General features: G+C 67.2%; 32 protein-coding genes, 1 pseudogene and 1 riboswitch. Of the genes and pseudogenes, 23 read left to right on the top strand and 10 right to left on the bottom strand.

The window, feature by feature from the left end; all coding sequences use genetic code 11:
* The 11 genes and pseudogenes from narY to EJK15_RS21365 form a co-directional block, all read left to right on the top strand.
* Positions 1-278: pseudogene (gene narY / locus EJK15_RS21415) on the top strand (nitrate reductase subunit beta); the annotation flags it as partial.
* Positions 275-961 carry a nitrate reductase molybdenum cofactor assembly chaperone gene (narJ, locus tag EJK15_RS21410; RefSeq protein WP_138712225.1) on the top strand — a complete coding sequence of 229 codons (687 nt, stop codon included), beginning with the start codon at positions 275-277 and terminating at the stop codon, positions 959-961. The pseudogene narY and the gene narJ, both read left to right, overlap by 4 nt.
* Positions 958-1,647, top strand: coding sequence for a respiratory nitrate reductase subunit gamma (gene narI / locus EJK15_RS21405; protein ID WP_138712224.1), 690 nt, complete (start codon positions 958-960; stop codon positions 1,645-1,647). Before narJ ends, narI begins: the two co-directional genes overlap by 4 nt.
* A 34-nt stretch (positions 1,648-1,681) precedes the next feature.
* Positions 1,682-2,173 carry a hypothetical protein gene (locus EJK15_RS21400; protein WP_138712223.1) on the top strand — a complete coding sequence of 164 codons (492 nt, stop codon included), beginning with the start codon at positions 1,682-1,684 and terminating at the stop codon, positions 2,171-2,173.
* A 63-nt stretch (positions 2,174-2,236) separates the two neighbouring features.
* Positions 2,237-3,199: an Acg family FMN-binding oxidoreductase gene (locus EJK15_RS21395; protein WP_138712222.1), complete on the top strand. Its 963-nt coding sequence runs from the start codon at positions 2,237-2,239 to the stop codon at positions 3,197-3,199.
* A gap of 370 nt (positions 3,200-3,569) precedes the next feature.
* Positions 3,570-4,010 (top strand): pyridoxamine 5'-phosphate oxidase family protein, encoded by a 441-nt coding sequence (locus tag EJK15_RS21390; RefSeq protein ID WP_138712221.1) that lies wholly within the window; start codon positions 3,570-3,572, stop codon positions 4,008-4,010.
* Positions 4,007-4,429 carry a pyridoxamine 5'-phosphate oxidase family protein gene (locus EJK15_RS21385; RefSeq protein WP_240777110.1) on the top strand — a complete coding sequence of 141 codons (423 nt, stop codon included), beginning with the start codon at positions 4,007-4,009 and terminating at the stop codon, positions 4,427-4,429. Before EJK15_RS21390 ends, EJK15_RS21385 begins: the two co-directional genes overlap by 4 nt.
* Before the next feature lie 134 nt (positions 4,430-4,563).
* The gene (locus EJK15_RS72890) at positions 4,564-4,767 is read left to right on the top strand and encodes a hypothetical protein (RefSeq protein ID WP_206061019.1); all 204 of its coding nucleotides are present in this window, start codon (positions 4,564-4,566) and stop codon (positions 4,765-4,767) included.
* Between the two features lie 434 nt (positions 4,768-5,201).
* The gene (locus tag EJK15_RS21375; protein ID WP_138712220.1) at positions 5,202-6,605 is read left to right on the top strand and encodes a tyrosine phenol-lyase; all 1,404 of its coding nucleotides are present in this window, start codon (positions 5,202-5,204) and stop codon (positions 6,603-6,605) included.
* Between the two features lie 38 nt (positions 6,606-6,643).
* Positions 6,644-7,027, top strand: a complete 384-nt coding sequence (locus tag EJK15_RS21370; protein ID WP_206061018.1) for a putative zinc-binding protein — start codon at positions 6,644-6,646, stop codon at positions 7,025-7,027.
* Positions 7,028-7,157: 130 nt separating this feature from the next.
* Positions 7,158-7,655, top strand: a complete 498-nt coding sequence (locus EJK15_RS21365; protein ID WP_171074445.1) for a hemerythrin domain-containing protein — start codon at positions 7,158-7,160, stop codon at positions 7,653-7,655.
* 32 nt (positions 7,656-7,687) lie between these two features.
* Here EJK15_RS21365 and EJK15_RS76360 read toward each other — a convergent pair whose 3' ends face one another.
* Complete coding sequence (locus EJK15_RS76360) at positions 7,688-7,813, bottom strand: hypothetical protein (protein ID WP_276615416.1); 126 nt, start codon at positions 7,811-7,813, stop codon at positions 7,688-7,690.
* A gap of 147 nt (positions 7,814-7,960) precedes the next feature.
* Positions 7,961-9,292 carry an anaerobic sulfatase maturase gene (locus EJK15_RS21360; RefSeq protein WP_240777113.1) on the bottom strand — a complete coding sequence of 444 codons (1,332 nt, stop codon included), beginning with the start codon at positions 9,290-9,292 and terminating at the stop codon, positions 7,961-7,963.
* Between the two features lie 467 nt (positions 9,293-9,759).
* Here EJK15_RS21360 and EJK15_RS21355 point away from each other — a divergent pair, with 467 nt between their 5' ends.
* Both EJK15_RS21355 and EJK15_RS21350 read left to right on the top strand, forming a co-directional pair.
* The gene (locus tag EJK15_RS21355) at positions 9,760-10,194 is read left to right on the top strand and encodes a pyridoxamine 5'-phosphate oxidase family protein (protein ID WP_138712216.1); all 435 of its coding nucleotides are present in this window, start codon (positions 9,760-9,762) and stop codon (positions 10,192-10,194) included.
* 132 nt (positions 10,195-10,326) lie between these two features.
* Entirely contained in the window at positions 10,327-10,635 is a 309-nt protein-coding gene (locus tag EJK15_RS21350) for a hypothetical protein (protein ID WP_138712215.1), read from the top strand.
* A 31-nt stretch (positions 10,636-10,666) separates the two neighbouring features.
* Here the strand turns inward: EJK15_RS21350 and EJK15_RS21345 are convergent, their stop codons facing one another.
* Positions 10,667-11,020: a hypothetical protein gene (locus EJK15_RS21345; protein ID WP_138712214.1), complete on the bottom strand. Its 354-nt coding sequence runs from the start codon at positions 11,018-11,020 to the stop codon at positions 10,667-10,669.
* A 53-nt stretch (positions 11,021-11,073) separates the two neighbouring features.
* Between EJK15_RS21345 and EJK15_RS70750 the strand changes: the two genes are divergently transcribed.
* From EJK15_RS70750 to EJK15_RS21335, 3 genes are all read left to right on the top strand, one after another.
* Positions 11,074-11,217, top strand: coding sequence for a hypothetical protein (locus tag EJK15_RS70750; protein WP_171074444.1), 144 nt, complete (start codon positions 11,074-11,076; stop codon positions 11,215-11,217).
* A 147-nt stretch (positions 11,218-11,364) separates the two neighbouring features.
* Positions 11,365-11,511: riboswitch (cobalamin riboswitch) on the top strand.
* 49 nt (positions 11,512-11,560) lie between these two features.
* Complete coding sequence (locus EJK15_RS21340) at positions 11,561-13,348, top strand: ribonucleoside triphosphate reductase (RefSeq protein ID WP_240777109.1); 1,788 nt, start codon at positions 11,561-11,563, stop codon at positions 13,346-13,348.
* Positions 13,345-13,935: an anaerobic ribonucleoside-triphosphate reductase activating protein gene (locus EJK15_RS21335; RefSeq protein WP_138712213.1), complete on the top strand. Its 591-nt coding sequence runs from the start codon at positions 13,345-13,347 to the stop codon at positions 13,933-13,935. Before EJK15_RS21340 ends, EJK15_RS21335 begins: the two co-directional genes overlap by 4 nt.
* On the opposite strand, the gene EJK15_RS77635 is transcribed toward EJK15_RS21335, so the two are convergent.
* The 6 genes from EJK15_RS77635 to EJK15_RS70740 form a co-directional block, all read right to left on the bottom strand.
* Positions 13,862-14,326, bottom strand: coding sequence for a DUF4158 domain-containing protein (locus EJK15_RS77635; RefSeq protein ID WP_206061017.1), 465 nt, complete (start codon positions 14,324-14,326; stop codon positions 13,862-13,864). The genes EJK15_RS21335 and EJK15_RS77635 overlap by 74 nt on opposite strands.
* Positions 14,327-14,492: 166 nt before the next feature.
* Positions 14,493-14,933 carry a pyridoxamine 5'-phosphate oxidase gene (locus tag EJK15_RS21325; RefSeq protein ID WP_138712212.1) on the bottom strand — a complete coding sequence of 147 codons (441 nt, stop codon included), beginning with the start codon at positions 14,931-14,933 and terminating at the stop codon, positions 14,493-14,495.
* Between the two features lie 7 nt (positions 14,934-14,940).
* A complete protein-coding gene (locus tag EJK15_RS21320; protein ID WP_138712236.1) occupies positions 14,941-15,177 on the bottom strand; it encodes a non-oxidative hydroxyarylic acid decarboxylases subunit D in 237 nt (78 codons plus the stop codon).
* Positions 15,178-15,195: 18 nt separating this feature from the next.
* Complete coding sequence (locus tag EJK15_RS21315; protein WP_138712211.1) at positions 15,196-16,620, bottom strand: non-oxidative hydroxyarylic acid decarboxylases subunit C; 1,425 nt, start codon at positions 16,618-16,620, stop codon at positions 15,196-15,198.
* Positions 16,621-16,643: 23 nt separating this feature from the next.
* The gene (locus EJK15_RS21310) at positions 16,644-17,234 is read right to left on the bottom strand and encodes a non-oxidative hydroxyarylic acid decarboxylases subunit B (RefSeq protein ID WP_138712210.1); all 591 of its coding nucleotides are present in this window, start codon (positions 17,232-17,234) and stop codon (positions 16,644-16,646) included.
* A 305-nt stretch (positions 17,235-17,539) separates the two neighbouring features.
* On the bottom strand, positions 17,540-17,692 hold the full coding sequence (locus EJK15_RS70740; protein WP_171074443.1) for a hypothetical protein: 153 nt from the start codon (positions 17,690-17,692) through the stop codon (positions 17,540-17,542).
* Between the two features lie 365 nt (positions 17,693-18,057).
* Here EJK15_RS70740 and EJK15_RS21295 point away from each other — a divergent pair, with 365 nt between their 5' ends.
* The 6 genes from EJK15_RS21295 (at position 18,058) to EJK15_RS21270 (ending at position 24,542) form a co-directional block, all read left to right on the top strand.
* The gene (locus EJK15_RS21295; protein WP_206061016.1) at positions 18,058-19,359 is read left to right on the top strand and encodes an FTR1 family iron permease; all 1,302 of its coding nucleotides are present in this window, start codon (positions 18,058-18,060) and stop codon (positions 19,357-19,359) included.
* Between the two features lie 104 nt (positions 19,360-19,463).
* Positions 19,464-20,066 (top strand): iron transporter, encoded by a 603-nt coding sequence (locus EJK15_RS21290; protein WP_206061015.1) that lies wholly within the window; start codon positions 19,464-19,466, stop codon positions 20,064-20,066.
* Positions 20,067-20,109: 43 nt separating this feature from the next.
* A complete protein-coding gene (locus EJK15_RS21285; protein WP_138712208.1) occupies positions 20,110-21,381 on the top strand; it encodes a Fe-S-containing protein in 1,272 nt (423 codons plus the stop codon).
* 11 nt (positions 21,382-21,392) lie between these two features.
* Positions 21,393-22,667: an ABC transporter permease gene (locus tag EJK15_RS21280; RefSeq protein WP_138712207.1), complete on the top strand. Its 1,275-nt coding sequence runs from the start codon at positions 21,393-21,395 to the stop codon at positions 22,665-22,667.
* A 23-nt stretch (positions 22,668-22,690) separates the two neighbouring features.
* Positions 22,691-23,812, top strand: a complete 1,122-nt coding sequence (locus EJK15_RS21275; RefSeq protein WP_206061014.1) for an ABC transporter permease — start codon at positions 22,691-22,693, stop codon at positions 23,810-23,812.
* Positions 23,813-23,825: 13 nt separating this feature from the next.
* A complete protein-coding gene (locus EJK15_RS21270; protein ID WP_138712205.1) occupies positions 23,826-24,542 on the top strand; it encodes an ABC transporter ATP-binding protein in 717 nt (238 codons plus the stop codon).
* Here the strand turns inward: EJK15_RS21270 and EJK15_RS21265 are convergent.
* On the bottom strand, positions 24,526-24,924 hold the full coding sequence (locus tag EJK15_RS21265) for a putative zinc-binding protein (RefSeq protein ID WP_276615415.1): 399 nt from the start codon (positions 24,922-24,924) through the stop codon (positions 24,526-24,528). The two genes, EJK15_RS21270 and EJK15_RS21265, sit on opposite strands and share 17 nt — an antisense overlap.
* Positions 24,925-25,193: 269 nt before the next feature.
* On the opposite strand from EJK15_RS21265, the gene EJK15_RS21260 reads away from it, so the two are divergent.
* Positions 25,194-25,958 carry a hypothetical protein gene (locus EJK15_RS21260; RefSeq protein ID WP_138712203.1) on the top strand — a complete coding sequence of 255 codons (765 nt, stop codon included), beginning with the start codon at positions 25,194-25,196 and terminating at the stop codon, positions 25,956-25,958.
* Positions 25,959-25,974: the final 16 nt, after the last annotated feature.

Here is a 25,974-nt window from a genome sequence, read left to right as displayed (position 1 = left end):
CCGTCGCCGCGGACCTGCTGGAGTCGGCGGGGATGACGGCGTCCGACATGGAGGAGATGTACCGGCTGCTGGCCATCGCCAAGTACGACGAGCGCTACGTCGTGCCCGCCGCCCACCGCGAGGACGCCGCCGCGCTGTCCGCCCAAGCGGATGGATGCAGCCTGGACGGCGACGGAGGCCCCGGCATGAGCGAGTTCCACCCGACCGGCGTCACCGGCCGCCGCGGCGACGGCCGCCTGGGCCTGAAGCTCTTCGTCGGCAAGGGAGCGGCGTCATGAAGCTCCTCACCCGGCGCCAGTCCGCCGCCGCAGCACCCACCGGGCGGGCCGGACTCGCCCCCGAAGACCGCGCCGCGTTCCTGCGCCTGGTCGCCCTGCTGCTGCAATACCCCGACGCCGGATTGCTCGCCGCCCGCGACGCCCTGAGCAGGGCCGCGGCCGCGCTCCCCGCATCGTCCGCCCGCGAGGCGCTGGTCGCCTTCACCGCCTGGTACGCCGAGTGCGATCCGATGCCGCTGGCCCGAACCTATGTGGAGACGTTCGACCTGCGCCGCAAATCCAGCCTCTACCTCACCTACTACCTGCACGGCGACACCCGCCGCCGCGGCATGGCCCTGCTCACCCTCAAACAGCGCTACCGCGTGGCCGGGCTCACCCCGCCCGACGGCGAGCTGCCCGACTTCCTGCCCGTGGTCTGCGAGTTCGCCGCGCTGACCGGACCGTCGACCGGCGAGGCGCCGCTCCGCCAGCACCGCAAAGGGCTGGAACTCATCCGCACCGCGCTGCAGGAAGCCTGCTCACCGTACGCGCATGTCCTGGACGCGCTGTGTGAGATGCTGCCCGACCTGTCGGAATCCGAGCGGGCCGCGGTGGCCGATCTCGCGCTGGCGGGACCGCCCGCCGAGGACGTCGGGCTGGCCCCGTACGGTCCGCCACTGAACGAAATGGAGGTGCGGCCGTGAGCGTCGCGCTCTGGGTGGTCGTCCCCTACGTGGCTCTGACGGTCTTCGTCGTGGGTCACGTCTGGCGCTGGCGCGTCGACCAGTTCGGCTGGACCACCCGCACCACCCAGGTGCTGGAGAGCCGGCTGCTGCGGCTCGGCTCGCCGCTGTTTCACCTCGGCGCTTTCGCCGCCATCGGCGGCCACGTACTCGGCCTGCTCATCCCGAAGAGCCTGACCGAGGCCGTCGGCGTCGACGAACACCTCTACCACCTGGTGTCGGTGAGCGCCGGAACCGTGGCCGGGCTCATGGTCATCGCGGGCCTGGCGCTGCTGCTGGCCCGCCGCTTCACCAGCCCGCGCGTACGCCGCACCACCACCCGCACCGACAAGATCCTGTTCACCGTCCTGGCCGTGGTGATCCTCCTCGGCATGACCGCGACCGTCGGCAAAAACCTGCTCGGCGGCGGCTACGACTACCGCGCCACCATCGCCGTCTGGTTCCGCGGCGTCCTGACCTTCCGCCCCGACCCCGGACTGATGGCCGATGTGCCGCTGATCTTCCAGCTGCACGCACTCTCGGCCTGGGTGCTCGCCGCGATCTGGCCGTTCACCAGGCTCGTCCACGTCTGGTCGGCACCGATCGCGTACCTGTGGCGGCCCTACGTCGTCTACCGCCGACGCACCCCGCTCGGCGTTCGCCGATGACCGGCACCCATCGTTTCCCCACAAGGAGCAAGAAATGAGCGTTGTCCGAGCGACGGCGGTGGCGCTGTTGGGTGGCACCGGCGCCGTATTGATGGCGGCAGGCCCGATCATGGCCGCGCGGGGGATAAAGGCGCGTGCCGAGATACAGACAGAACTACGCGGGCAGTCGATCACCTTCCCAGACAAGGGGTTGCCCAACGACCTCGCCGCTCACCAGGGCCGGGCCGTCCTGACCGGCTCGCAGGCCCGCACCTTCGCCCGAGTGATCGGGCACAACGTGCTGATGGCGACGGGCGGCCGGACGTATGGCGAGATCAGCGCCGAACTGCACGCCGCGGGCAGCGACGACGAGAAGCTGGCCGGACTACAGCAGACCGCCTTCACCGGCCAGATGCTGCGCGCCTCCCTGCTGAACGCCTACCAGGCATGGCAACTCACCACCCTGATCATCGGCCTCGGCGCACTGCTGACCATGACCGGCGCCGCCCTGATCGCCGCGAGCACCGCGTTCGCCATCGCCACGTGACGATGCGACTCCTGGGCCCGCTCCGCCGAAGGTCGAGACGCCGTGGAAGGTGAAAAGCGCACGATGGCCAAGCCCTTCGCCACTCCCTCCGGCGTACGCCGGATCGTCGAGGCCGCGGTCGCCGCGCCCTCCGTGCACAACACTCAGCCGTGGCTGTTCTCCCACTTGAAGGACAGCGTGACCGTATACGCCGACCTTCGCCGGCAACTGCACGTCGCCGATCCCCTCGGGCGCTGCCTCGGCATGAGCTGCGGGGCGGCGCTGTTCAACATGAGGCTGGCCATCCGAATGACCGGCTACGAGGCCCGGGTCCTGCCGTTGCCCGCGCCGCGCGGCGCGCCCGACCTCCTCGCCGTCGTGCGTACCGTCCAAGGGGAGCCGCCGTCGCCGGACGAACAGCGGCTGCATGCCGTGATCCCGCACCGGCGCACCAACCGCTTTCCCTTCGACGGCCGCTGCCTGCCTCATGAGACCGTCGTCGACCTGGTCCTCGCGGCCCGCCAGGAGGGTGCCACCCTTGTCGTGCTGGACGGTCGGGCGGCACGCAAGGTCCTCGACATGGTCGCCACCGCAGACCGGGCGCTCTCCCGCGATGAGGCCTACCGCTGCGAGCTGTCCCCCTGGACGGTGGACGGCCCCCGCGCGGAAGGCGTCCCCCGCCACGCCTTCGGCCCTCGCCCGGTCGGCACCGAACTGCCCTTGCGCGACTTCGGTCTCGGGGCCAACCGGGAGGTGGCCAGGTTCGAAAGAGACCCGCAGATCGCCGCCCTGTTCACCGACGGCGACGGCCCGCGCGACTGGCTGGTCGCCGGACAGGCGCTGCAGCGGGTGCTGCTCACCGCCACCGCCCACGGGGTGTCGGCGTCGCTGTTCAGCCAGCCTCTGGATCTACCAGACAGTGGGCGCCGCGGCGAGTCCACCGGGACACTCGGCCATCTGCAGATGCTGCTGCGGCTGGGGTACGGCCCACCGGTGCCCGCCGTGCCGCGCCGTCCCCTCCACGAAGTCTTCAACACCCGACGGTGAGGAGTGAATCGCTCCGGTTTGGGTGACTTTGATGTGCTCGAGAACGGTCTCCACTCTTCTGGTTCTACGCCGCGCCTGCCGCGGATGAATCGATCATGGAGCGGTGGGTGCAGACATGCCGCAGGGAGCTTCTTGACCACCGCCTGCTCTGGAACGAACGCCATCTGCGGCACGCCCTGCGCGAACGAACCGCTCTATAACCGGCATCTCGCCAGACAGTCCTTCCCTGCGCGCCTCCACCCACAAGCACTCCACCAGGCCCCCTAACCGACTCCATCGGCCGCACAGTCGAAACGACGATCAGAGACGAGACCGGAAAAAGGACTTTGGTCCCTACCCAAGGTGACGTCCGGTAGGGGAGCGTCGACCTGTGCAGCGCCCATCTACTCCATCTGCGCCGATCGGCAAGGAACTGTCCCGGGGCGAAGGACTTCGCCTGCTCAGCAACGTCACCTTCGGCCGGATCGTGTTCATCAGCCATGCGGTACCCGCCATCCGCCTCGTCAGCCACACCATGGACGGCGACGGCCTCATGGTCGGCCTTCCCCATGACTCCGAGATCGCCTCGCTCCTCCAACGCGTGCACCGCGTGGTCTATCAGGCGGATCTGCTGGATGCCGCCACCCGCTTGGGCTGGAGCGTCGTACTCACCGGACGCGCCGGACTGGTGGAAGACCCACAGGAGCAGAGCCGCGCCCGTGACCGGCTTCAGCCCTGGCCAGGCCAGGCCGTTGACCACATCGCACGCATCTTCCCGGAGTGGGTCACCGGCTTTTCCATCACCGCGCCCCACACGGGCGCGACCCGATGAACATGCAAGAACGGGTGATCAAGCACCTGTCACCGGCCGACGCTCTGCAACGCCTCGGGGAGGTCTCCCTGGGCAGGATCGTGTTCACCCATCACGCCCTGCCGGACATCCGGCCCGTCAATCACCTCGTGGACAACGGCCAGTTGATCGTCCGCAGCCACCTGGGAGCCGCCGTGGTCTCGGCCATCCAAGGTCTCGTCACCGTGGTCGCCTACGAGGCCGACAACATCGATCCCCTTACCCACCTGGGATGGAGCGTGATCGTCAAGGGCATCGCGGAGTTGGAGAAAGACCCGGATGAGATCACTCGGTATCAACGACTGCTCCGCCCCTGGGTGGCCGAGCACATGGACCACGTGATCCGCATCAAGCCCGAGATCGTCACCGGCATCGAGCTCGTCCCCCGCGACGCCAATTGAGCCACCCATCCCCTTCCCGCCAACCCCAACGGCCGTGTGAACGACTGGCGGCGCACGGGCACCACGCCGATCCCCGGCCGCACCTTCCCGAAGGTCGGGAACGTGGAGCGAGACTACGGGGGATCGTCGGCAAGATGGCCGCGCTCGGCCCGCTGCTGGAACGGCTCGGCGCCACCACCAAGGGCTTGACGTTCCAGGTGGGAGAGGAGGTGGAGCGGCTGCGCCGCAGGAACGGCCCGGCAGCGGTGACGTGGGCGACCGGCGGCCGTCGCTGGCCCGTGACGTCGACCTGTGTGAGGCGACCCTGGCGCGGCCGGGCATCACCAACGGGCGCCTAGCGGCGCAAGGGTCCGCCACGTTGGCCGCCGCACCGGCACGTCCTTCGCCGGGCCAGCCGACGAGCACAAGCACATCACGTTCGCCGACACCCAGGCCCGGCCTGCGCCCGTGATCACCTCGCCAGATTGGTCGGGCAGCGAGACCGGTGGCCGCCGCTGTTCGGCTTTCACGTTCAATGTGAGCATCGCAAGCCCTGGCACATGCTCACCGAGCACCAGCACTTCTCCCTCGGCTACGACTGCCCTCAGCACCGGCACCCTTGCGCGCCGTCCGCGGGCAAGGACCAAAGTCCCGAACCAGCCGGGACCAACGGCCGGACTGAGCAGGTGCCTGATGGTCCGTCGTCTCGGGACCAAAGACCGTTGCCGATGTCGGAGGGATGGCGAAAGGCTCGGATGCGCGATCAAGGATCATCTCTGCGAGGAGCGTCGGCATGACGGTGGCGGAGCCGCACCGGATCAAGAGCGTCGAGCCCCTGCACATGCCCACGGCGGCCGAGCGGGAAGAGGCAATCTCGCGGGCCGGGTACAACACCTTCCTGCTTCGCAGTGAAGAGGTCTACATCGACCTGCTGACCGACAGCGGCACCAGCGCGATGAGCGACAGTCAGTGGAGTGCGCTGATGACCGGTGACGAGGCCTACGCCGGGTCCTCCTCGTTCTACCGGCTGGAGGAAGCCGTCCGCGCGGTGTACGGCTTCCAGCACGTCGTCCCCACCCACCAGGGCCGCGGCGCCGAGCACATCCTGTCGCAGATCGCTATCAAGCCCGGCCAGTACGTTCCCGGCAACATGTACTTCACCACCACCCGCGCCCACCAGGAACTGGCCGGCGGGATCTTCGAGGATGTGATCGTCGACGAGGCGCACGATCCGCAGTCCCGGCACCCGTTCAAGGGCGATGTCGATCTCGGCAAGCTGGAACGGCTGATCGACCGAGTGGGGGCGCAGAACATCGCGTACGTCAACGTGGCCGTGACCGTCAACATGGCCGGCGGCCAGCCGGTGTCGATGGCGAACCTACGCGCGACCCACTACCTGTGCCGCCGGCACGGCATTCTGCTGTGGTGCGACGCGACCCGCTGCGTCGAGAACGCGTACTTCATCAAGGAACGCGAGCAGGGATACGCCGGGCGCACGGTCGCCTCGATCCTGCACGAGATGATGGCGTACTTCGACGGCTGCACGATGTCTGGCAAGAAGGACTGCCTGGTCAACATCGGCGGCTTCCTCGCGCTCAACGACGAGTCCCTGCTGCGGCGGGCCCGGGAGTTGGTCGTGCTGTTCGAGGGGATGCCGACGTACGGTGGGCTGGCCGGGCGGGACATGGCGGCCATGGCGCAGGGGATCCATGAGATGGTGGACGACGCCTACATCGCCCACCGCGTGCACCAGGTCCGCTACCTGGGCGAGCGGCTCATAGCCGCCGGCGTCCCCATCGTCGAGCCGATCGGCGGGCATGCCGTGTTCGTGGACGCGGCGCGGTTCCTGCCGCATCTTCCCCGGGAGCGGTTCCCGGCACAGGCGCTTGCGGCCGCGCTCTATCTCGACAGCGGGGTGCGCGCCATGGAGCGGGGCACCGTCTCCGCCGGCCGCGATCCCAATACCGGCCGAGACCGGATCCCGCGGCTGGAGCTGGTCCGCCTCACCATCCCGCGCCGGGTCTACACCGACCGGCACCTGGACGTGGTCGCGGAGTCCGTGGTGGGGCTGTACCGGCACGGGGAGAGCGTGCGGGGGTTGCGGATGACGTACGAGCCGCCGACCTTGCGCTTCTTCACCGCCCGCTTCGAGCCCGCGCCCGAGGAGAGGCACCTGCGCCTGTGCGATGGGAAATGACGGGCACCCGAGTCATTCGTCGTGGAGAGGAGTCTCGATTGTCCCGGCGAAGACGAGCCGACCTACCCGTCGTCTATTCCTGCTCTGGCTGCTCCAGCGCCGCCCAGATGGCCAACGACCTGGCGCTCCGGCTGGACCGCATGGGCCTGGCCGAAATGTCGTGCATCGCCGGGGTGGGCGGGGAGGTGCCCTCGCTCGTACGCGTGGCTACGTCGGGTCGGCCGATCCTCGCCCTCGACGGCTGCCCGCTGACATGCGTGCTGGCCACGCTCCAGCGTCACGACGTGGTCCCCGACGAGCACGTCATGCTGCACGCCCACGGCGTACGCAAGCGCAAACACGTCGACTACGACGCCGAACAAGCCGAAGAGGTGCTGAAGTCCGTCGCCGAGGCGGCACGGCGGATCACCCGCGGCCAGTGACCCCCTCTCAGTGCCGACCACGCATAACTCGGCAACGGCGTTCCTACCGATGGCAGCTCTTGGTGATGAGCTGCCATGGATGGGGCCCGCACGGTTACACCTATCCGTCCGACCTCCACCAGGAGCTACAGTGCCTTCGTCCCCGACCTTCAACGATGTGCAGCGCGCCGCCCTGACCGCGATCCGCGACCACCACGCCGAGCTCACCCGCGCCATGGCCGACCATGTCATGACGCTCTGCCGTTGGCTTGATCGGCTGCAGACCCCTGTGGGACGGCAGATGGCCCTGGTCGACTTCTGCGACGAGGTGGTGCTCCCCCACGCGCTCGCGGAGGAGAAGATCCTCTACGCCGCAGGTGAGCAGGTGCCGGAGATCCGCCTGCTGGTAGCCGTGATGCGTGCTGAGTACCTCGCCTTACGCTCGCTCACAGACGAGTTGAAGGCGGCGCGACTGACAGCCGGCGTCGTCGGAGGCGCGTCGGCACTGTACGCCCTCTTCTGCGCTCACGTGGAAAAGGAGAACGAAGTCTTCCTGCCGGCTCTCGCAGACGCCGGGGTCGATCTGCCCGCCCTGTTGTCGGAGATACACGACCTCCTGGGCGGAGCCGAGATGGAAGAACGCGCCTAAGGGGACGGGGTGCCTATCGCTCGGGTGTGATGTCAGGTCGTGTGGGTGACGTCGATCTGTTCGGGATGACGGATAGGACACAGGACGCCGAGCAGCCGGGTCAGCACGAGTGTGGCCACGATGAGGTGCAGCACCACGCCGACCGACCACATCGGCACGGCCGTCAGCCCGGCAAGTCGCGCCTGGTCGGGAAAACGCGCGGGAGAACCCCGTGATGATCAGGGCAAAGGACTGCGTTCCAACCACCCAGATGAACCAGGTGTCGTTGACGCCGGCGAGAACCGGTTGTGGCCGTGGACCGAGAATCAGCCATAGCCCATGGCTGTCCGGGCCGCCGCTCGGGCGGCCGGGATGCCGTGGCAGTGCTTCCACTTGCGGGCGCCGCCGCAGGTGCAGGGGCTGTTACGGGATCGGCGGGCGTCGTTTCGGGCAACGAGCTTCATGATGTCGGCGGCCGGGCGCCCGGTGCGAAGAAGGTCGGCCATGGACCGCATCGGGGGGTCGATGTGGTGGAAGAACCGCCGGTAGCCGGCGCACAGGTAGGTGAGGCCGGGCTCCCCGGTGGGGGCAGGGATGAACCGATCCTTCGGGCAGCCGCCGTGGCAGGCGAACCGCACGTCGCAGCTGCGGCAGTACTGCGGCAGGGTGGCTTCCTTGGCGTCTCCGAACCGCCGCTGTCGCGGCGATGTGATCAACTCGGCCAGGGTCGGACCTGTCGTGATGTTGCCGAGCAGGTAGCCGGCTTCGACGTAGTGGTCGCAGGAGTAGACGTCCCCGTTGTGTTCCAGCGCCACCTGGGCTCCGCAGGTCTTGGCGTGCACGCACACCCCGGCCTGGTCCATGCCGAGCCAATGCGCAAGAGCCGTGTCGAACTGCTGGACATAGATGGTGCCGACGTCGCGGCGGATCCACTCCTCGAAGATGTCGACCAGGAACTGCCCGTACTGTTCGGGACGAACCGACCGGCTAGTGACCTGGTTGCCGCTCTGCCGGTAGAGCGGACGCTTCTTGGCCGGTATGCCGCGGCCTGCCTCGGCCAGCGGCAGCAGCTCCGGCGGGGTCCGTTCGACGATGGGAATGAACTGGGTGAACGTGGCCCCGCAGTCGTCCCGCAGGAACGTGTAGACGGTGCGGCCGTGCTCGGCGTTGGCGGCGTGTACCGTGGTGAGCGCGTTCCACTCCACCCCATGTCGGCGGAGCACGTCCAGGCCGCGCATGACCCTTTCGAAGGTCGGCTTGCCACCTTTGTCGACGCGAAAGGTGTCGTGCATCTGACGGGGGCCGTCGATGGAGATGCCGACCAGGAAGTCGTGCTCAGCGAGGAACTCTCCCCAGGCGTCATCGAGAAACGTGCCGTTGGTCTGCAGTGCGTTCAACACCTGTTGGCCCGGTCGGGCGAACCTGCGCTCCAACTCGATGGTGCGGCGGAAGAAGTCCAGACCCATCAGGGTCGGCTCGCCCCCCTGGAACGCAACCACCACTTCACCGTTGCCGTGGCCCTGCAACAGTTGCCGGATCCACGCCTCATGTACGTCCTCTGACATGTGAGTCCGTCGACCGGGGTACAGCTGTTCCTTCGACAGGAAATAGCAGTATTCGCAGTCCAGGTTGCAGAGTGCACCGGCGGGCTTGGCCATCACGTGGAACGCCGTCGACCCGGCGGTGACCGCTGTAGGACCCGCAGCCGGTTGGTTCATATCCCGTCGTGTCTCCAGTCTGGATCGTATGGGCGGTTGAGGTGCCCGGTCCCCTCGGGCATGGCCCGTGTCGCTGGGGAGCCGATCCGACACCGGTGGGGCAGGGCGTGGTGACAGGCGCCAGCGGCTGTCGTAGTAAAAGACAAACAAGGTGTACGCCGGTAGGGACCAAGGTCACAGGCGCTACAGACCAACGGCCCCCGGGGGAGTCTTCACCATGCTGGACCACTTCGTCTGGCGACGGGTGACCCGCATGCCGCCTCCAGCCCATGGCCCTTACGGATCCGCGTTGGGTAAGGCCAAGGTGACCTTCATCACGGACGGTGGGACCTTGGTCCCTGCCTTGAGAGCCGGCGAGGGTGGGAGATTGTTCCGATGATTCTCCCTACGAGCGACGGCTGGACGGGATGGACCCGAGATTCTTTCAGGAACTATCCGAGGTTGAGGCCCTCGAACGACTGGCCAGTGTGTCAGTCGGCCGGATCGTCTTCACCCATCGGGCCCTTCCCGCGGTGCGGCCGGTCAACCACATCGTCGCGAACGGCCACATCATCATCCGCACCGATCCGGACACCGTCCTGGGAAGAAAGGTAATGCCGTCCGGAACTGTGGTGGCCTTCGAGACCGACGAATTGGACATGGCTGAACATCTCGGCTGGGCGGTCACCGTCACCGGCACCGCTCGCGCGGTGGACGATCCGTGGGAAGCCACGCGGTTCAAAGACCTGCTCCGCCCTTGGCTGGTGGGTGACATGGATCAAGTGATCCGCATTCACCCGCAGATCATCACCGGGTTCACGCTGGTCCCCTCTTCCACTGCGGACGGGTCCGCTCAGCGATAGCGACCCTGCGCGCGGCTATCACATATAACTGGAGGTGGCTGTAGTTTCGGGGCAATTTTGGTCAGGCTTGCCTGACCGGCACCGATGCAGCCCACGAGGAGCGCGGTCTCGGCTCGTCTACGGTGGTGGTCCATGAGCGAGGACGAGCCGGAGTTTGGTTACGACCGGGGACGGCGCCCGTTGTGGGGTGAGCGGGACCGTGATGGCGAGCGGATTCGCGACACGCTGTGCGGGGCGGGGCTGGCGGAGTTCAGCGACGGTCGGCCCGGCTTCGTCGAGGGCGGCGGGGAGGCCAATGCCGTTCCTGGTGGCCTGTGCCGGGCCCGGGGCGAGGGCCGTCGAGCAGGTGGTCGCCTACCGGAAGCACTGAGCGAGGCAGGGACGAGGGGCGAGCCGGATCCTGACGACGATCAGACGCTGCGCGTATGGTTCACGTCGTGAGCGCGGCCGATGCGTTGGGCGGGAGTGAGGGTCAGCGAGGTCGGCGGCGCTGGGCGGGGTCGGCTTCGGCGGTGATGCGGGCGGAGGTCTCCTCTCGCAGGCGCACGTAGCGGCTGAGGATGGCCAGGTGCTGGTGGCGGCTCTTGGCCTGCAGCTCAGGCGCGGTGGGGCCGGCCTGGGCGAGATGCTGCAACGCACGGTGGCGGAGCTGAAGCAGGGTCCACCCCCGCCGGTGCGGGTCGAGCTCGACGGAGACGGTCTTGAACAGGTACTCCGCGCGGCGGTAGGACAGCCGCGCCCGCCCGGTGACGGGGCAGATGTCGGCGGCCGCGGGCGCACGGGGTCCGGAAGCGGGGCGCGCCGGTCGGCCAGGAACGCCGGCCATGCTTGGCGGCCTTGGAGCAAGCGGGGCAGAAGCCGGGCTGTTGGGACGGCCCAGTGCACGTATTCGATCGCGCCGCCTTTGGAGACGAACCGGGCGCGGCGGAACTCCAGATCAAGATCCTCGACGTTCAGGGAAAGGATCTCTCGGGCACCGATGGAGGTGCGTTCCGGGCGGATCGCGGGGGTGATTTTGCGTGAGTAGCGGATCTGGCTCGAAGTCCGGACTTTGAGCCAGATCCCTTGTCGCCGACAGAACCACGGGGCGTTCTGTGGGACCTAAGTCCCAACGCTTAAGGCCGAAGGTCACTCAATATGCTGTGGTGGTGTGTCGCCATGACCCCCAGATGTAGTGTTGCGGCTGTCGGTTCGGCAGGCGTCCACAGAGGTCTGCCGAGGCAACAGGGAACCCGGTGGAAGTCCGGGGCTGCCCCGCAACGGTGAGCGGCCGCACGGCGGCCCGAGCCCGATACCTGCCGACGGCCTCCCGCGCACCTCCGCGCGGCGAGGACTCTTCTCCGTGCTGCCTCGTGGGAGGGCTGACGTGACGCAGATCAATGCCGTGGAATCGGTGACCGAGTACCTCGACCGCAGTGACTGGCGGGTCAATGCCAATGCCAACCAGGGCTACTCCCTGGGCGGTCTCATCCTGAACACGGCCGGCAAGATGGTGGCCAACTACTGGCTCGATCAGGTCTACCCCGGCTCCATTGGTCGAGCCCACCGCGAAGGCGACTTTCATATCCACGACTTGGACATGCTGTCCGGCTACTGCGCGGGCTGGTCGCTGCGCACCCTGCTGACCGAGGGCTTCAACGGGGTGTCAGGCCAGATCGAATCGGCGCCGCCGAAGCACTTCTCCTCAGCGGCCGGGCAGATCGTCAACTTCCTCGGCACGCTGCAGAACGAGTGGGCAGGTGCCCAGGCGTTCAGCTCGTTCGACACCTACATGGCGCCGTTCGTGCGCAAGGACTCCATCGCGTACGACGAGGTGTACCAATGCATGCAGGAGATGGTGCACAACCTCAACGTGCCGTCCCGCTGGGGCACCCAGACGCCGTTCACCAACCTCACCTTCGACTGGACCTGCCCGGATGATCTGCGCGATCAGGTGCCGGTGATCGGTGGCGAGGAGATGGACTTCACCTATGGGGAACTGCAGGCCGAGATGGACCTGATCAACCGTGCGTACATCGAGGTCATGACAGCGGGCGACGCGGCCGGTCGGGTCTTCACGTTCCCGATCCCCACCTACAACATCACCGAGGACTTCCCCTGGGAGAGCGAGAACGCCGAGCGTCTGTTCGCAATGACCGCGAAGTACGGGCTCCCGTATTTCCAGAACTTCATCAACTCCGACCTCAGCCCCGGCATGATCCGCTCGATGTGCTGCCGCCTGCAGCTGAACCTGACCGAGCTGCTCAAGCGCGGAAACGGCCTGTTCGGCAGCGCCGAGCAGACCGGCTCCCTCGGTGTGGTCACCATCAACTGCGCCCGCCTCGGCTACCTGCACGCGGACGACGAACAGGGCCTCTTCGACGCCCTCGACCGGCTGTTGGAGCTGGCCTGTGACAGCCTGGAGATCAAGCGGGTCACGATCCAGGACCTGATCGACGACGGCCTATTCCCCTACACCAAGCGCTATCTGGGCACCCTGCGCAATCATTTCTCGACCATCGGCGTGAACGGCATCAACGAGATGATCCGCAACTTCACGCACGACGCGTACGACATCACCGCCCCCGAGGGGCACGCCCTCGCCGTCCGGCTCCTCGACCACGTGCGGACACGGATGGTCGACTTCCAGGAGCAGACCGGTCACCTGTACAACCTGGAGGCTACCCCGGCCGAGGGCACCACCTATCGCTTCGCGAAGGAGGACCGACGCCGGTTCCCCGGGATCCTGCAGGCGGGCACGGACGAGAACCCGTACTACACCAACTCCTCGCAACTGCCGGTGGGCTGGACCGACGACCCGTTCGAGGCGCTGGAGCGGCAGGACGAGCTGCAGGCCAAGTACACCGGCGGTACGGTGCTCCACTTGTACATGTCCGAGCGAATCTCCTCCGCCGCCGCGTGCCGCACCCTGGTACGCCGCGCACTGGAGCGGTTCTCACTGCCCTATCTGACGGTGACGCCGACCTTCTCCATCTGCCCCGAGCACGGCTATTTGACCAGCGAGCACACCACCTGCCCGACGTGCGGCGGCGACTGCGAGGTGTGGACCCGGGTCATGGGCTACCACCGCCCTGTCTCCTCCTTCAACATCGGTAAGAAGGGCGAGCACGCCGAGCGCACGCACTTCCAGGAGAGGGCAGCGGTTCCCGCGTGATCCGCATCGGCGGCTGGTCCCGGCTGTCCACCTGCGACTGGCCGGGCCGCCTCGTTACCACCGTCTTCTGCCAGGGCTGCCCCTGGCGGTGTGGCTACTGCCACAACCCCGAACTGCTCGACCCGGGTGCCGAATCGACCGTGCGGTGGGAGACGGTGACGGCCCACCTTGCCCGTCGCCAGGGCCTTTTGGACGGCGTCGTCTTTTCCGGCGGCGAGCCGCTGCTGCAATCGCGCTTGGCCGAGGCGATGCGCGACGTGCGGGTACTCGGCTACGCGGTGGGCCTGCACACCGGCGGCGGCTACCCGCGTCGCTTCGGGCGGATCCTGGACGAAGGCTTGGTGGACTGGGTCGGCTTCGACATCAAGGCATCTCCAATGGCGTACGAGAATGTCACCGGTGTACGCAATAGCGCGGATCCCGCCCTGCGAAGCCTGCGCCTCCTGCTCGACTCCGGCGTCACCCACCAGTTGCGCACCACGGTCGACCCGGCCCTGCTCGACGACGACGGCGTCACCGAGCTGAAGACCTGGCTGACCCAGCAAGGTCTACACGATCACGTGTGGCAGGAGGTGCGAGCCATGTGAAAGTGCACCCTGGAGGACAGCCGTTAGGCGACGACGAGGGGCGGCAGGCCGCACAGGCTGATCTGCTCGTACTCCACCACCGGGGCCTCGGTCCGGCACCAGGTCTCCGGGAGAGCACGGTCGAAACCACCCCCAGCCGCTCGGCCAGCCGGGCCACCGCCACCGCCGGAGCCGAGCTCACCTCGTCCGGCACGAACCCCAACCAAGGCAAGGTGGCCAGCTGAACGGCAAGCCCCAATCTGTCGGTCGGGCCACGGCCACGGCCGGGGTCGATGAAGGCGACGTCGGCGGGTGCCAGGGTGAAGTACCGGATCAGATCGTCGTGGCCGATGTCCGGGTACGACCGGAACCGCTCCAACTGTCGTCGGAGAACATCCGGGTCGACGGCCACCCCCACACCGCAACCCGGTCAGGACCGTGCGAACGGTGGCGGAAGTGACAAATAAACGGAACCTGCCTGCATCGGTGCAGGTCAGGCAAATCCGACCCACATTTCCCCGAGACTACAGCGACCCCATATTCGGCGGTGAGCGTGGCACGCGTCTGCTCCGCCACACTCACCGCCCTTTCCATTCGAGCTTTTGGCCGAAGCCCTGGGCGTTGTTGACCAGCCGGATCCAGTCGGGCCGGAGCTCCCAGCAGTCGGCTGCCGCCAGCGCCGCCGCCAGGGTGGTCACGAACGGGAAGCGCCGGATGTAGGCATCCCGTGCCGCCTTCGGCGCGGGACGGCATCGTCCTCGTCCCTGGAGCCCGTGAAGAGCCGTCCATGCTTGATGATCGTCGTGTGCGGTGAAGGCGGCCGGGAGTCCTTCGGGCGGTGCCGTCGCCAGTGCGCGGCCGTGGGCGGTGGAGCGCGAGCTGAGGAACGCCAGCGAGCCGTCCGGTGCCAAGGCGTAAAAGACGGCGCAGGCCTGGGGATGCTCGTCGGCGTAGGCCAGGGTGAGGGTGGTGTGCGCCGCCAGTTCCCGCTGGATGGGCGGCGGGTATATCAGCTTCACGACGCCTTCACGACGCCGTCCGCAGCGGCGGGATCGCCGGAACCTCGGGAGCACTGGTGATCTCCTCGGCCGTGAGCTTGAAGCCGTCGGGGTAGGCCTCGCGCCGCGTGCGACGCTCCGGCTCGCTGGTCCGCCAGCAGTAGTGGCACCGCTGGCATTGCAGCACGTCCCAGGTATCAGGTATGGGCGAGCTGTAGAGGGTGTCGAGAGTGCCGTGGGCGCAGCGGGGACAGATGGTCGTCATGGTCGTCACGGTCGTCTCCTATCGGTGTGCGGCCAGGTGCCGCAGCCGGGTAAGCCACTCGCCCGCCTCAGGCAGGTCGCGGACCTGGTTGCGGTAACTGCCGCGGCGGTCGGGCGCGACGGGAGTGGTGGCGTCGATGATCAGCTTGTCGACGATTCCGGGTGTCCTTGCCTGCGGGGCCAGCTCCAGCACCGGCAGATTGGGCACGCGGACGAGGTCGTCTGCGGGGTTCATCTTGGTCGACAGGGCCCACATGACTTGCGGCAGGTTGAACGGGTCCACGTCCTCATCCACCACGATGACGGTGGTGGCGTACCCGAGGCCGTGCGGCGTGGTGAGCACCCGCAGGCCGACCGCCTTGGCGAAGCCGCCGTAGCGCTTGCGGGTGGAGACGATGACGACCAGGCCGTGGGTGTACATGGCGTTGACCGCCTGGACCTCGGGGAACTCCCGCTTGAGCTGCTCATACAGCGGCACGCTGGTGTTGGCGGCCAGCAGGTAGTCGATCTCGGTCCACGGCATGCCGAGGTAGAGGTGCTCGAAGATAGGGTCCGGACGGTGGTTGATCCGATCGACGCGGATCACCGTCATGCTGCGGACGCCGGAGTAGTGGCCGGTGAACTCTCCGAACGGCCCCTCGATCTCGCGCTTGCGTCCCTCGATGACACCCTCGATCACCACCTCGGAACCCCACGGCACGGGCAGGCCGGTCAGTGGCGCCTCGGCGATCGGGGCGGGTGCGCCACGGAGGGCGCCGGCCAGTTCGTACTCGTTCTCGTCGTAGCCCAGGGGCGTGGCCGCCGCGATGGTGATGACCGGGTCGTTGCCGATCGCGATCGCCACCGGGAGGTCCTGGCCGGCCTCCTCGGCCTTGCGCAGGTGGTGGGCGATGTCGTGCATGGGCACCGGCTGCAGTGCCAACTTGCGCTTGCCCTTGACCTGGATGCGGTAGATGCCGACGTTCTGCTTGCCGCTGTCGTCCGGGTCGTCCGGGTCTTGGGAGACGACCGCCGCCTTGTCGATGTAGAAACCGCCGTCCCCGTCGTTGAGCCGAACGAGCGGCAGCACCTGGAAGATGTCCACGTCGTCGCCTTCCATCGCGCAGGCCGCCCACGGCGGGCCCGCCCGACGCTCGGACGCGACGGGGAACGCCTTCCACCTGCGCGCGAACTCCGCCACCTGCTCCTTGACGCCGGTCTGTTTGGGCAGCCCCAGCGCGAGGGCGTGGTTGGCCCACGAGCCGTGCACGTTCACCGCGATCCTGGCCGTCGAGAAGCCGGCGATGTTGTCGAAATAGACGGCGGGCGCGGCGTCGCCCATCCGCGCGGCGGCGTTCGCGGCCGCGGCGACGTCCGGCTCCGGCTGCACCTCGTCCGTGACGTGCAGCAACTGGCCCTCCTTGTCCAGCAGCCGCAGGAAACTACGGAGATCGTCAAAGGCCATGGCGGACAGGGCTCCTTTGGAAATCAGGCGATGGGCTTCAGGTCGCCGGCGGCCCGCATACCCGCCCACCGTTTGGCAGCCAGTGCGGGCAGCTCGAGCTGGTCGAGAACGCGGGCCACCACGTGGTCGACGATGTCGTCGACCGACCTCGGGTGGTTGTAGAAGGCGGGCATCGGCGGCACCATCCGCACGCCCATGCGCGACAGCGCGAGCATGTTCTCCAGGTGGATCTCACTCAGCGGAGTTTCGCGCGGCACCAGCACGAGCCTGCGGCCTTCCTTGATGACCACGTCGGCCGCGCGGGCCACCAGCCCTTCGGCATATCCCGTGCGGATACCGGCCAGAGTTTTCATCGAGCACGGCGCGATCACCATCCCGCCGGTCAGGAAAGAGCCCGAAGAGATCGGCGCTGCCTGGTCGTCGGGGCCGTACACCACGTCGGCCAGCGCGTTCACCTCCCGCACCGACAGGCCCGTCTCCAGCGTGACGGTGGTACGGGCCCAGCGGGAGAGCACCAGGTGGGTTTCCACCTCCGGCAGGCGCCGCAGGTTCTCCAGCAGCCGCACACCGAACACGGCACCCGTCGCACCCGTCATCCCCACGATTAGTCGCATGGCGGCTCAATCCCTGGCATATGACCTAGCCGGACGGTCAAATCTCGCTCCTCAGACGCTCGGCCTTGATCAAGATCTCCACCCAGACCTGGTTGGACAGCGCGATCAAGCTTGCTGCCGCACTGCGGACCGGGCAAAGGGTCTTTGGTCCCGGAAAACAGGACCGTTCGTCCGAGGTCGTGCCACGTCCATTCAGCCGTCTCCCCATCCGCTACCTCACCGGCCCGTACATCGCCTGCCGCAGCACAGACGAAGGCAGGCCCGCCGCCCGGCACGGTTGGGAGCCATCGCGCTGACGCGCCACCTCACGCTCCGGTCGACAGCACCACGTGCGCGACGGTCTCGTCGAGCACCTTCCCTGGTTGAGTGGGCCCGGCCCTCAGCACCGGCACCCGCGCGTCCAGGGTGGAGGTGGCTCTGCTCAGCGATGCCGCATCGGCCGATCGCGATATCGCCACGAGCCGATCGCGATCGCCACAACGAACTCAACCAGAGCAAGGCCGCTGCTCACAGCGACGAGCCGGGGCGGGAAGATGCCCATGCCCGCATACCCGGCCATCGGCAGCACGTATCCCACCAGCCACAACAGCAGCCGGCCGCCGCCCCGCCAACACCACTGGCCGCCTTGCCCGAAACCAGGGTCATGTGCCATAAGTCCCGGATTCTTGGGCCCAAAGACCCTCAGCCTGATGCGAGCTTCTCCATATCTTAGCTGAGGCTTACCTAATGAGATGGGCCCCACGTGGTGGGGCGGTTTCCGTGCCCTCGGTGTGGATGGCCTGTGGCCCGACCTTCCACGCCCCGATGGAAGGGGGATGAGACAGTGAGGCGACTCCTGTTCGTGGTGGCGGTGCTTGTGCCACTCGGGGTGGCGGTCGCGGTGCCGTCCCTGGCCTATGGCGCGGCCACCCCAGTGCGCTCGGCCATCTCTGCAACCTCGGACAGACCGGCTCTCATGGTGGTCCCCGCGGCGGAACAGCGGACCTGGAACGACGTCGTCGACGAGATGCAGACCATCCTCGACAAGGCGTACGAGCTCTACCGCACGGGTGACCAGAATGCGGCCAAGGCACAGGTCGACATCGCCTACTTCGGCCATTACGAGAAACTCGGTTTCGAGAAGACGGTGATGTCCTACATCTCGGGCGACCGGGCGGCCGCGGTCGAGTACCAGTTCAGCGCCGCAAAGAAGGCAATGGCCGATCATGCCCCGGACGTTGACGTACGAGATTCCCTCGACACTCTCGCCTCGATGCTGCGCGAGGACGCCAACCGCTTGGACGGCACGCAGGAGAACGCCACGGCGATCTTCCTCGCATCTTTGCTGATCATTCTCCGGGAAGGGTTCGAGGCGATCCTGGTGGTCGGCGCGATCATCGCCTATCTGATCAAGTCGGGGAACAAGGACAAGGTCCGGGCGGTGTACTGGGGCGCCTTGGCCGCGGGTGCGTCAAGTGTGCTGCTGGCCTTCCTGCTCGACAGCCTGCCCGGCTTGACCGGGGCGAGCCAGGAGATCATCGAGGGCGCGACGATGCTGCTGGCCGCCGCAATGCTCATCTACGTCAGCAACTGGCTGCTGTCGAAGGCGGAGTCACAGGCATGGAGCAGGTACATCAGATCCAGGGCGGATACCTCCCTGTCCAAGGGCAGCCTCATGTCGCTGGCCACCGTGGCGTTCCTTGCCGTGTTCCGTGAGGGCGCCGAGATCATCCTCTTCTATCAGGCCTTGCTGGGGCGTTCCGAGGCTCACCTCGACATGGTCGGGCTCGGCGTCGGACTCGGTGCGATCCTGCTTGTGATCATCTACGTCCTGATCCGGGTACTGAGCCTCACGTTGCCGCTCAAGCCGTTCTTCCTCGCAACCTCCATCCTGCTGGCCGTGCTGGCCTTCAGCTTCGTCGGCACCGGGGTCAAGGAGCTTCAGGAGGGCAACGTCATTCCGGTGTCTCCCGTGCCCAGATTTCCTTCGGCTGACCTGCTGGGCGTGTACCCGACGATCGAGACTCTCACGGCGCAGGCCTTGGTACTGACCCTCCTCATCACGACGGCGCTGATCGCCTACCGCAGAGGCCGGCGGTCCGGCCAGGTTGCAGGCGAGGCGGCGTCAATGGCCGAGCGGTCGTGAACGGCGGTGGATTCACGAATCGGAGGCCGGGCCCCGAAAATGCCGGGCGCTCCGACACCGGTCAAGGCAACAACGACAGCTGATGAAGATCTGAGAGGCACCCGATGAAGAAGATGACGTTCGTGGCGATGCTGGGTGCGGCGCTGGTCACCTCGCTGACCGCGACGAGCTGCTCCAGTGACGACACCTCCAGCCGCGGAGCCGGTTCCCCTGGACCTGCCGCCGCCGCTCCGGGGGACGTCGCGGGCTTTGAGGAGTTCCCGATCGGCGATGACGTCGAGGTCGGGCCGCTGAATGTCGCCGCGGTGTATTTCCAGCCGGTCGACATGACACCGGCCGGGACGGGCTTGGCCGCGGCCGACGCCGACATGCACATCGAGGCGGACATCTCCGCGCTGCAGAACGATCTTGGTTACGGGATCGGCGATTTCGTGCCCAACCTGACGGTCGACTACGAGATCATCAGCAAGGCCGGCGCCAAGGCGTCGGGCACGTTCATGCCGATGAACGCCAGCGACGGCCCGCACTACGGCGCCAACATCAAGCTGGGGGAGGCGGGCACCTACACGGTCAAGTTCACCATCAAGAGCCCGGAAGGGTCGGGTTTTGCCCTGCACACCGACAAGACGACCGGTGTGAAGGGCCGTTTCTGGTCCGAGCCGCTGGTGGCCCAGTGGGAGTTCAACTACGTGCCGCGCGAATGGTAGCCGCCGGCTGGCCGGCTGAGCCGAGAGGAAGCGGGGACAGGTGGTGAAGTACCTGATCGCAGTGGTGGAGGGCGCGCTTCCCACGGCTGTCGTGTTGGCTCTGCTCATCGCTTACCTGCGCCTTCCCGGCACCGGGATCGGCAGGCAGATGCGGAGGTGGCCGGCCTGGTGCGCCGTGGCCGGTTTGCTGGGCGCTGTCGTCCTGGTCGTCTTGAGGAGCACGACCGTCCTGGTCAACCGGGAGTATGTCAACCTCGTGCTGGCCACGGTGGCGCTCGCCCTCGAGGTGCTCCTGCTCCTGGGGGTGTGGCTGTATGGCGATGCGACCCGCGGGGCTGGAGGGCGAGGAGGCTGGGCCGGCACCGTGCGGGCCGGGGTGCCCGCCCTGCTGGCCGGGGTGCTGGTCTTGTCCGCGCTGGCCGACGTCTTGCTGCTGCCGTCGAGCTTCGTGACCGCCGGCGAGAGTGTTCTGAACACCGCGGTGCTGCTCAGGGCCGGCGGCTACGTGATCGGCCTGTTGCTGGTGTCGTTGACGGGACTGGCCGTGTACCGGACCTCCGTGGAGGCGTCACCGCGCATGCTCCGCATCGTGCTGACGGCCGCGTTGGCCCTGACCGCGCTCGGCCAGCTGGTTTTGGCGGCGCAGATTCTGCTGGTCCGCGGCCTGATCCCGATGGACCCGGTGGCCTTCACCGTCGTCGCCTGGGTGATCAACCATGAGCACGCCGTCCTCTTCGGTTTGCTGATCATCACCCTGCTGCTGCCCCTGGCCGCCTGGCGCAGAAGCCGCCTCGCACCGTCGGGCTATGCCAACCCGGCCGAATTGCGGCTCCAGCGCGCGCATGCGCTCAGCCGGCGGCGCTTTTGCACGATGGTGCTGGCGGGATACGCGCTCTCCACCGCCACCGTTACCGTGATCAAGACGTATGACGAGCAAGAGCCGGTGCTGTCCCCTGCGGAGCCGGTCGATCAGGCCGACGGCACGGTCAGCATCCCCGTCGAACGGGTCAGCGACGGGCACCTCCACCGGTTCGCCTACCCGGCCAAGGACGGGATCGAGGTCCGCTTCATCGTCGTCAAGCGGAACGAGGCGGCGTTCGGCGTTGGCCTGGACGCCTGCACCACCTGCGGTGCAACCGGCTACTTCGAGCGCGCCGGCAAGGTCATCTGCAAGCTGTGCGACGTCGCGATCAACATCCCGACCATCGGTTTCAAGGGCGGCTGCAATCCGATCCCGGTGCCGTACTCGCTCAGCCATGGGCGGTTGCTGCTCGAGGCCAAGGCGCTCGAGGCACACGCGGAAGTGTTCGCATAGGAGGTGGTGAGGTGTTCTGGCGGGTGGTGAGAAGTGGGCTGCTCCGGCAGCGGGGTAAGCGGCTGATGATCGCGTTCACGGTCGCCCTCGGGGTGTCCCTGGCGACGGCGATGCTCAACGTGATGTTCGACGTCGGAGACAAGGTCAATCAGGAGCTCAAGGCCTATGGTGCCAATATCACCGTGCGGCCCGAAGGCGCCGCCCTGTTCGGCGAGCTCTACGAAGCCGATGACACCGCCGTCACGGACGCCTACCTGCGGGAGGACGAGCTCGGCAACATCAAGACGATCTTCTGGGCGCTGAACATCGTCGACTTCGCCCCTTACCTGGAGCAGCGGGTGAGTCTCGGCGACGACCAGGTCACCGTGGTCGGCACGTGGTTCTCCCAACGCCTCAAGCTCCCCACCGGTGAGGAGTTCGACACTGGGATGCGCGACCTCAAGTCCTGGTGGGACGTCGAGGGGGAATGGGTGACCGACGACGACACCGGCTCCGCCATGGTCGGCAGCGACCTGGCGAACCAGCGTGGGATCACCGTCGGGGACCGGCTGACCCTCACCTCGGGCAGCCGCTCGGTACAGCTGCGGACAAAGGCGATCTTTGACGCCGGCGGGCACGAGGACGGCCAGATCTTCATACCGCTGCAGGTGATCCAGCACCTCACCGGCAAAGCGGGGCAGGTGGGGAGCGTCGAGATCAGCGCCCTCACCACGCCGGACAATGAGCTGTCTCGCCGCGCGGCCAAGGATCCGCAGAGCCTGTCGGCATCGGAATGGGAGACCTGGTACTGCACGGCGTACGTGTCGGCGATCTCCTACCAGATCGAGGAGGTCCTCACCGGCTCGGTGGCCAAGCCGGTCCGCCAGGTGGCGGAGGCTGAGGGCGCTGTCCTGGAGAAGACCCGACTGCTGATGCTGGCGATCACCGGGCTCAGCCTGATCGGCACCGCGCTCGCCATCTCCAACCTGGTCACGGTCAGCGTGATGGAACGCGCCCCCGAGATCGGGCTGCTAAAGGCCCTGGGAGCGCGCGACCTTTCGGTGCTGCTGCTGATGCTCACTGAGATCTTTGCTGTCAGCATCGGCGGGGGCACCGTCGGGTTCCTGGTGGGACTCGTCTTCGCCCAGGTGATCGGGCACTCCATCTTCGCCTCTGCGATCGGTGTCGCACCTATGGTCATCCCGCTGGTAGCCGTCTTGGTGGCCCTCGTCATCCTGCTTGGCAGTTTGCCGGCCATGCGGGTGCTGCTGTCGCTGCGTCCGGCCGAAGTGTTGCACGGGCGGTGAGGATGACGATGAAGAGGCAGAGGATGTACCTGCGGATGGTCGCGCGCTCGCTGGGGCGCCGCCGGTCCCGGGTCATCGTGGCGCTGCTGTCCGTCGCGGTCGGTGCCACCACGCTGGCCGGCCTGATCACCGTGTGCCTCGACATCCCGCGCCAGCTGGAGCGGGAGTTCCGCTCTTACGGCGCGAATCTGGTGATCCTGCCTGCCGGCGAGGCCGCCGCTCTCAGCCCGTCGGTCCTGGATGCCGCCGCCGACGTCCTGCGACAGGGTGACGTCGTTGGTGTGGCGCCCTATCGGTACGAAACGGTGAAGATCAACGAGCAGCCGTTCACGGTGGCCGGCACGGATCTGGCTGGAGCCAAAGCAGTGAGCCCGTACTGGTACGTCGACGGGACGTGGCCGCAGGCGCCGAGGGAACTGCTGATCGGCCGTGACGTGGCGGAATTCCTCGACCGCAAGGTCGGAGAAACCGCGACGCTGGTCGGGGCCGATGAGAAAGACCGGGACGTCACCGAGACGTTCACCATTGCGGGGATCCTCGAGACAGGCGGCGCCGAGGACGGCTTCGTCTTCATGGCGGACGACGATTTGCACAAGCTTGTCGGAGGCGGCGAACGCTTCGACGTCGTCGAGTACAGCATCGCGGCATCGCGGGAATTCCTCGACGCAGCAGCCACCCGGATCACATACACCATCGACGGGGCGAGCGCCGCTCCGGTCAAACGGGTCACCGAGTCCGAAGGCAACGTGCTGAGCACACTGACCTCACTGGTCTTCCTGGTCACCGTCATCGTTCTCGCGCTCACCATGGTGAGCGTCTCGACGACGATGACCGCAGTGGTCACGGAGCGGCGTCGCGAGATCGGGTTGAAGAAGGCGCTGGGTGCGGAAAACAGCGGGATCGTCAGAGAGTTCTTGGGCGAAGGGATTCTGATCGGCGCCGCCGGCGGGCTTGTGGGCGCACTGCTCGGCTTCGGGCTTGCCGAGATGTTCAGCATGAACGTATTCCATCGGGGGATCTCGTTCCGGCCGTCGCTGGTCCCGTTCACGGTGCTGATCTCAGTGGTCTGCACGGCCGTGGCGTGTCTGATCCCGGTGCGGCGCGCCATCGATGTGGACCCGGCCATCGTTCTTCGTGGTGAGTAGGAGTCAGTTCCCCATGAGCCTGCTAGAGATGACAAACGTCTCCAAGACCTACGGTGACGTTCACGCGCTGTGCGAGGTGAATCTTACGGTCGAGCAGGGAGACTGGTTGTCCATCGTCGGCCCCTCCGGCTCCGGAAAGACGACCTTGATGAACATCATCGGATGCATGGACAAGCCGAGCATCGGATCAGTCGTGCTCAACGGCACCGAGATCGCAACCGAGACCCAGGGCAATCTGACCATCCTCCGCCGAGCCGTGATCGGCCTGATCTTCCAGCAGTTCCACCTGATCAGCTACCTCACTGCCCTCGAGAACGTGATGGTCGCGCAGTACTACCATTCGATGCCCGACGAGGCGGAGGCGCTGAACGCGCTCGATCGCGTGGGACTCAGGGACCGCGCCACACATCTGCCCAGCCAGCTGTCCGGCGGCGAGCAGCAGCGGGTGTGCGTCGCCCGAGCTCTGATCAACTACCCGAAACTGATCCTCGCCGACGAGCCCACCGGAAACCTCGACGCGGACAACGAGGCCGTCATCGTCGACCTCTTCAAGAGGCTGCACGCGCAAGGGACCACGCTCATCGTCGTCACGCACGACCCGAGCATCGCCGAGCAGGGCGAACGCACGATCAGGCTGGAGCACGGCCGGATCGCGAGCACGACCAGGAGACGCACACCAGAGCCCGCAGCCGGGCATGGTCCGCCCAGAGAGATCATCGGCCTCGGGTGATCCGCCGTGCCGCCTCGGCGACGGACTGCAGCACCTGTTCGGCCTGCTCGGGGTCGTAGTCGATATGTTTGCGCTTGCGCACCCCGTGAGTGTGCAGCATGACGTGCTCGTCGGGGACCACGTCGTGACGCTGGAGCGCGGCCAGTACGCGCGTCAACGGGCAGCCGTCGAGGGCGAGGATCGGCCGCCCCGACGTGGCCACGCGCACGAGCGAGGCCACGTCTCCGCCTACCCCGGCGATGCACGACATCTCGGCCAGGCCCATGCGGTCCAACCGGAGCCAGGTCGTGGCCATCTGGGCAGCGCTGGAGCAGCCAGAGCAGGAGTAGACAACAGGCAGGTCGGCTCGTCTCGGCCGGGCCAACTCGGGGCTCCCCTTCACGGCGGATTGCTCGGCGGCTCATGGTGGCACCCGAACGAGATCCCGCCAAGTGGGCTTTGTCCTGAATCGGAAGGACCGAAGGCTCTAGCGGTCCAATCTTCGCGCAGCGAACGTCGAGAGCCCGATCGTCGCGCAGCAACAGCTACAGCCCGCTCGCCGGTCTGCCGATGCTCTAGGCACATACCGGATCGCTCGATCGCCGCGGTGACGCCCGATCCAGGACCAAGGTCCACAGGGTTGGGACTTTCGGCCCGGGTGTGGGTGCGGCGGTGTGCTTCAAGCTGGACGGCGAGCGTCAGCGAAAGGCAGAGGGCGCAGGGCACGGTAAACGGATGACGGGTACGATAGGCGGTCCGATGGTACAAGACACGACGTCGCGCCAAGCGATTGACTTACGGGTGCACCGCTGGCTGATGATTGTTGGGGCGCTCCTCACCGGCGTCGCCCTTCTGCTGTTGTCGCTGCTCCCTAGCGCGCCTTCCGAGGCGGTCGCAATGACGGCGTGGGTCGAACGCGGTCACTCGCTACTGTCGTGGAGCGACGAACTGCTGTTCTTCGCGGTCATCTGCTGGGGAGCCGGTGCCCGCGGCCTCTTCGGCGTGCGCAAGGCCGGACCGTCGGCGCGGATCAACGTGGGAGTGACCGCTCTCACGGCCGCCCTCGTCGCCCTCGTCGTCCTACTGCTCACGGTGGGGCGTCTGGTCTACCCGGTGTTTGAGATTCAACTGTCAGCCGAGGTTCTAGCCCTGGTCGTCAGCTCGACGTTCGGCGCCCTGCATCTGGCGTTCCTAGGTTTCGCCGTTGCTGCGGTCGCGCTCAGCTGGTCGACACGCGCCGGACTAATCGGGCGAGCTGCCGGCATCTTTGCCGCAGCCGCATTCATCGTCGGCTCTTTCCCCTGGCTGACACCGAACTGGTGGAACTCATTGGTCGCGATATTGGTCGCCGCGTGGGGCGTGCTCCTCGCCCTTGCTACCGTAACTCGCACCGAGACTCCCGGCGACGCAACGGAGAGGATGAGTACCACCTTCTAGCGCTGTGCGTACCATG

The sequence above is a fragment of the Nonomuraea basaltis genome (assembly GCF_005893125.1).
GTDB classification, from domain to species: Bacteria; Actinomycetota; Actinomycetes; order Streptosporangiales; family Streptosporangiaceae; genus Nonomuraea; species Nonomuraea basaltis.
This window is presented reverse-complemented; position numbering and strand designations above follow the sequence as displayed.

Excerpts from the sequence above, each read along its gene's own strand:
- narJ (WP_138712225.1), top strand. The coding sequence starts at position 275 with ATGAAGCTCCTCACCCGGCGCCAGTCCGCCGCCGCAGCACCCACCGGG.
- EJK15_RS21400 (WP_138712223.1), top strand. The coding sequence starts at position 1,682 with ATGAGCGTTGTCCGAGCGACGGCGGTGGCGCTGTTGGGTGGCACCGGC.
- EJK15_RS21395 (WP_138712222.1), top strand. The coding sequence starts at position 2,237 with ATGGCCAAGCCCTTCGCCACTCCCTCCGGCGTACGCCGGATCGTCGAG.
- EJK15_RS21385 (WP_240777110.1), top strand. The coding sequence starts at position 4,007 with ATGAACATGCAAGAACGGGTGATCAAGCACCTGTCACCGGCCGACGCT.
- EJK15_RS72890 (WP_206061019.1), top strand. The coding sequence starts at position 4,564 with ATGGCCGCGCTCGGCCCGCTGCTGGAACGGCTCGGCGCCACCACCAAG.
- EJK15_RS21375 (WP_138712220.1), top strand. The coding sequence starts at position 5,202 with ATGACGGTGGCGGAGCCGCACCGGATCAAGAGCGTCGAGCCCCTGCAC.
- EJK15_RS21360 (WP_240777113.1), bottom strand. The coding sequence starts at position 9,292 with ATGGCCAAGCCCGCCGGTGCACTCTGCAACCTGGACTGCGAATACTGC.
- EJK15_RS21355 (WP_138712216.1), top strand. The coding sequence starts at position 9,760 with ATGGACCCGAGATTCTTTCAGGAACTATCCGAGGTTGAGGCCCTCGAA.
- EJK15_RS21350 (WP_138712215.1), top strand. The coding sequence starts at position 10,327 with ATGAGCGAGGACGAGCCGGAGTTTGGTTACGACCGGGGACGGCGCCCG.
- EJK15_RS21345 (WP_138712214.1), bottom strand. The coding sequence starts at position 11,020 with ATGGCCGGCGTTCCTGGCCGACCGGCGCGCCCCGCTTCCGGACCCCGT.
- EJK15_RS21320 (WP_138712236.1), bottom strand. The coding sequence starts at position 15,177 with ATGACGACCATCTGTCCCCGCTGCGCCCACGGCACTCTCGACACCCTC.
- EJK15_RS21315 (WP_138712211.1), bottom strand. The coding sequence starts at position 16,620 with ATGGCCTTTGACGATCTCCGTAGTTTCCTGCGGCTGCTGGACAAGGAG.
- EJK15_RS21310 (WP_138712210.1), bottom strand. The coding sequence starts at position 17,234 with ATGCGACTAATCGTGGGGATGACGGGTGCGACGGGTGCCGTGTTCGGT.
- EJK15_RS21290 (WP_206061015.1), top strand. The coding sequence starts at position 19,464 with ATGAAGAAGATGACGTTCGTGGCGATGCTGGGTGCGGCGCTGGTCACC.
- EJK15_RS21275 (WP_206061014.1), top strand. The coding sequence starts at position 22,691 with ATGTACCTGCGGATGGTCGCGCGCTCGCTGGGGCGCCGCCGGTCCCGG.
- EJK15_RS21270 (WP_138712205.1), top strand. The coding sequence starts at position 23,826 with ATGAGCCTGCTAGAGATGACAAACGTCTCCAAGACCTACGGTGACGTT.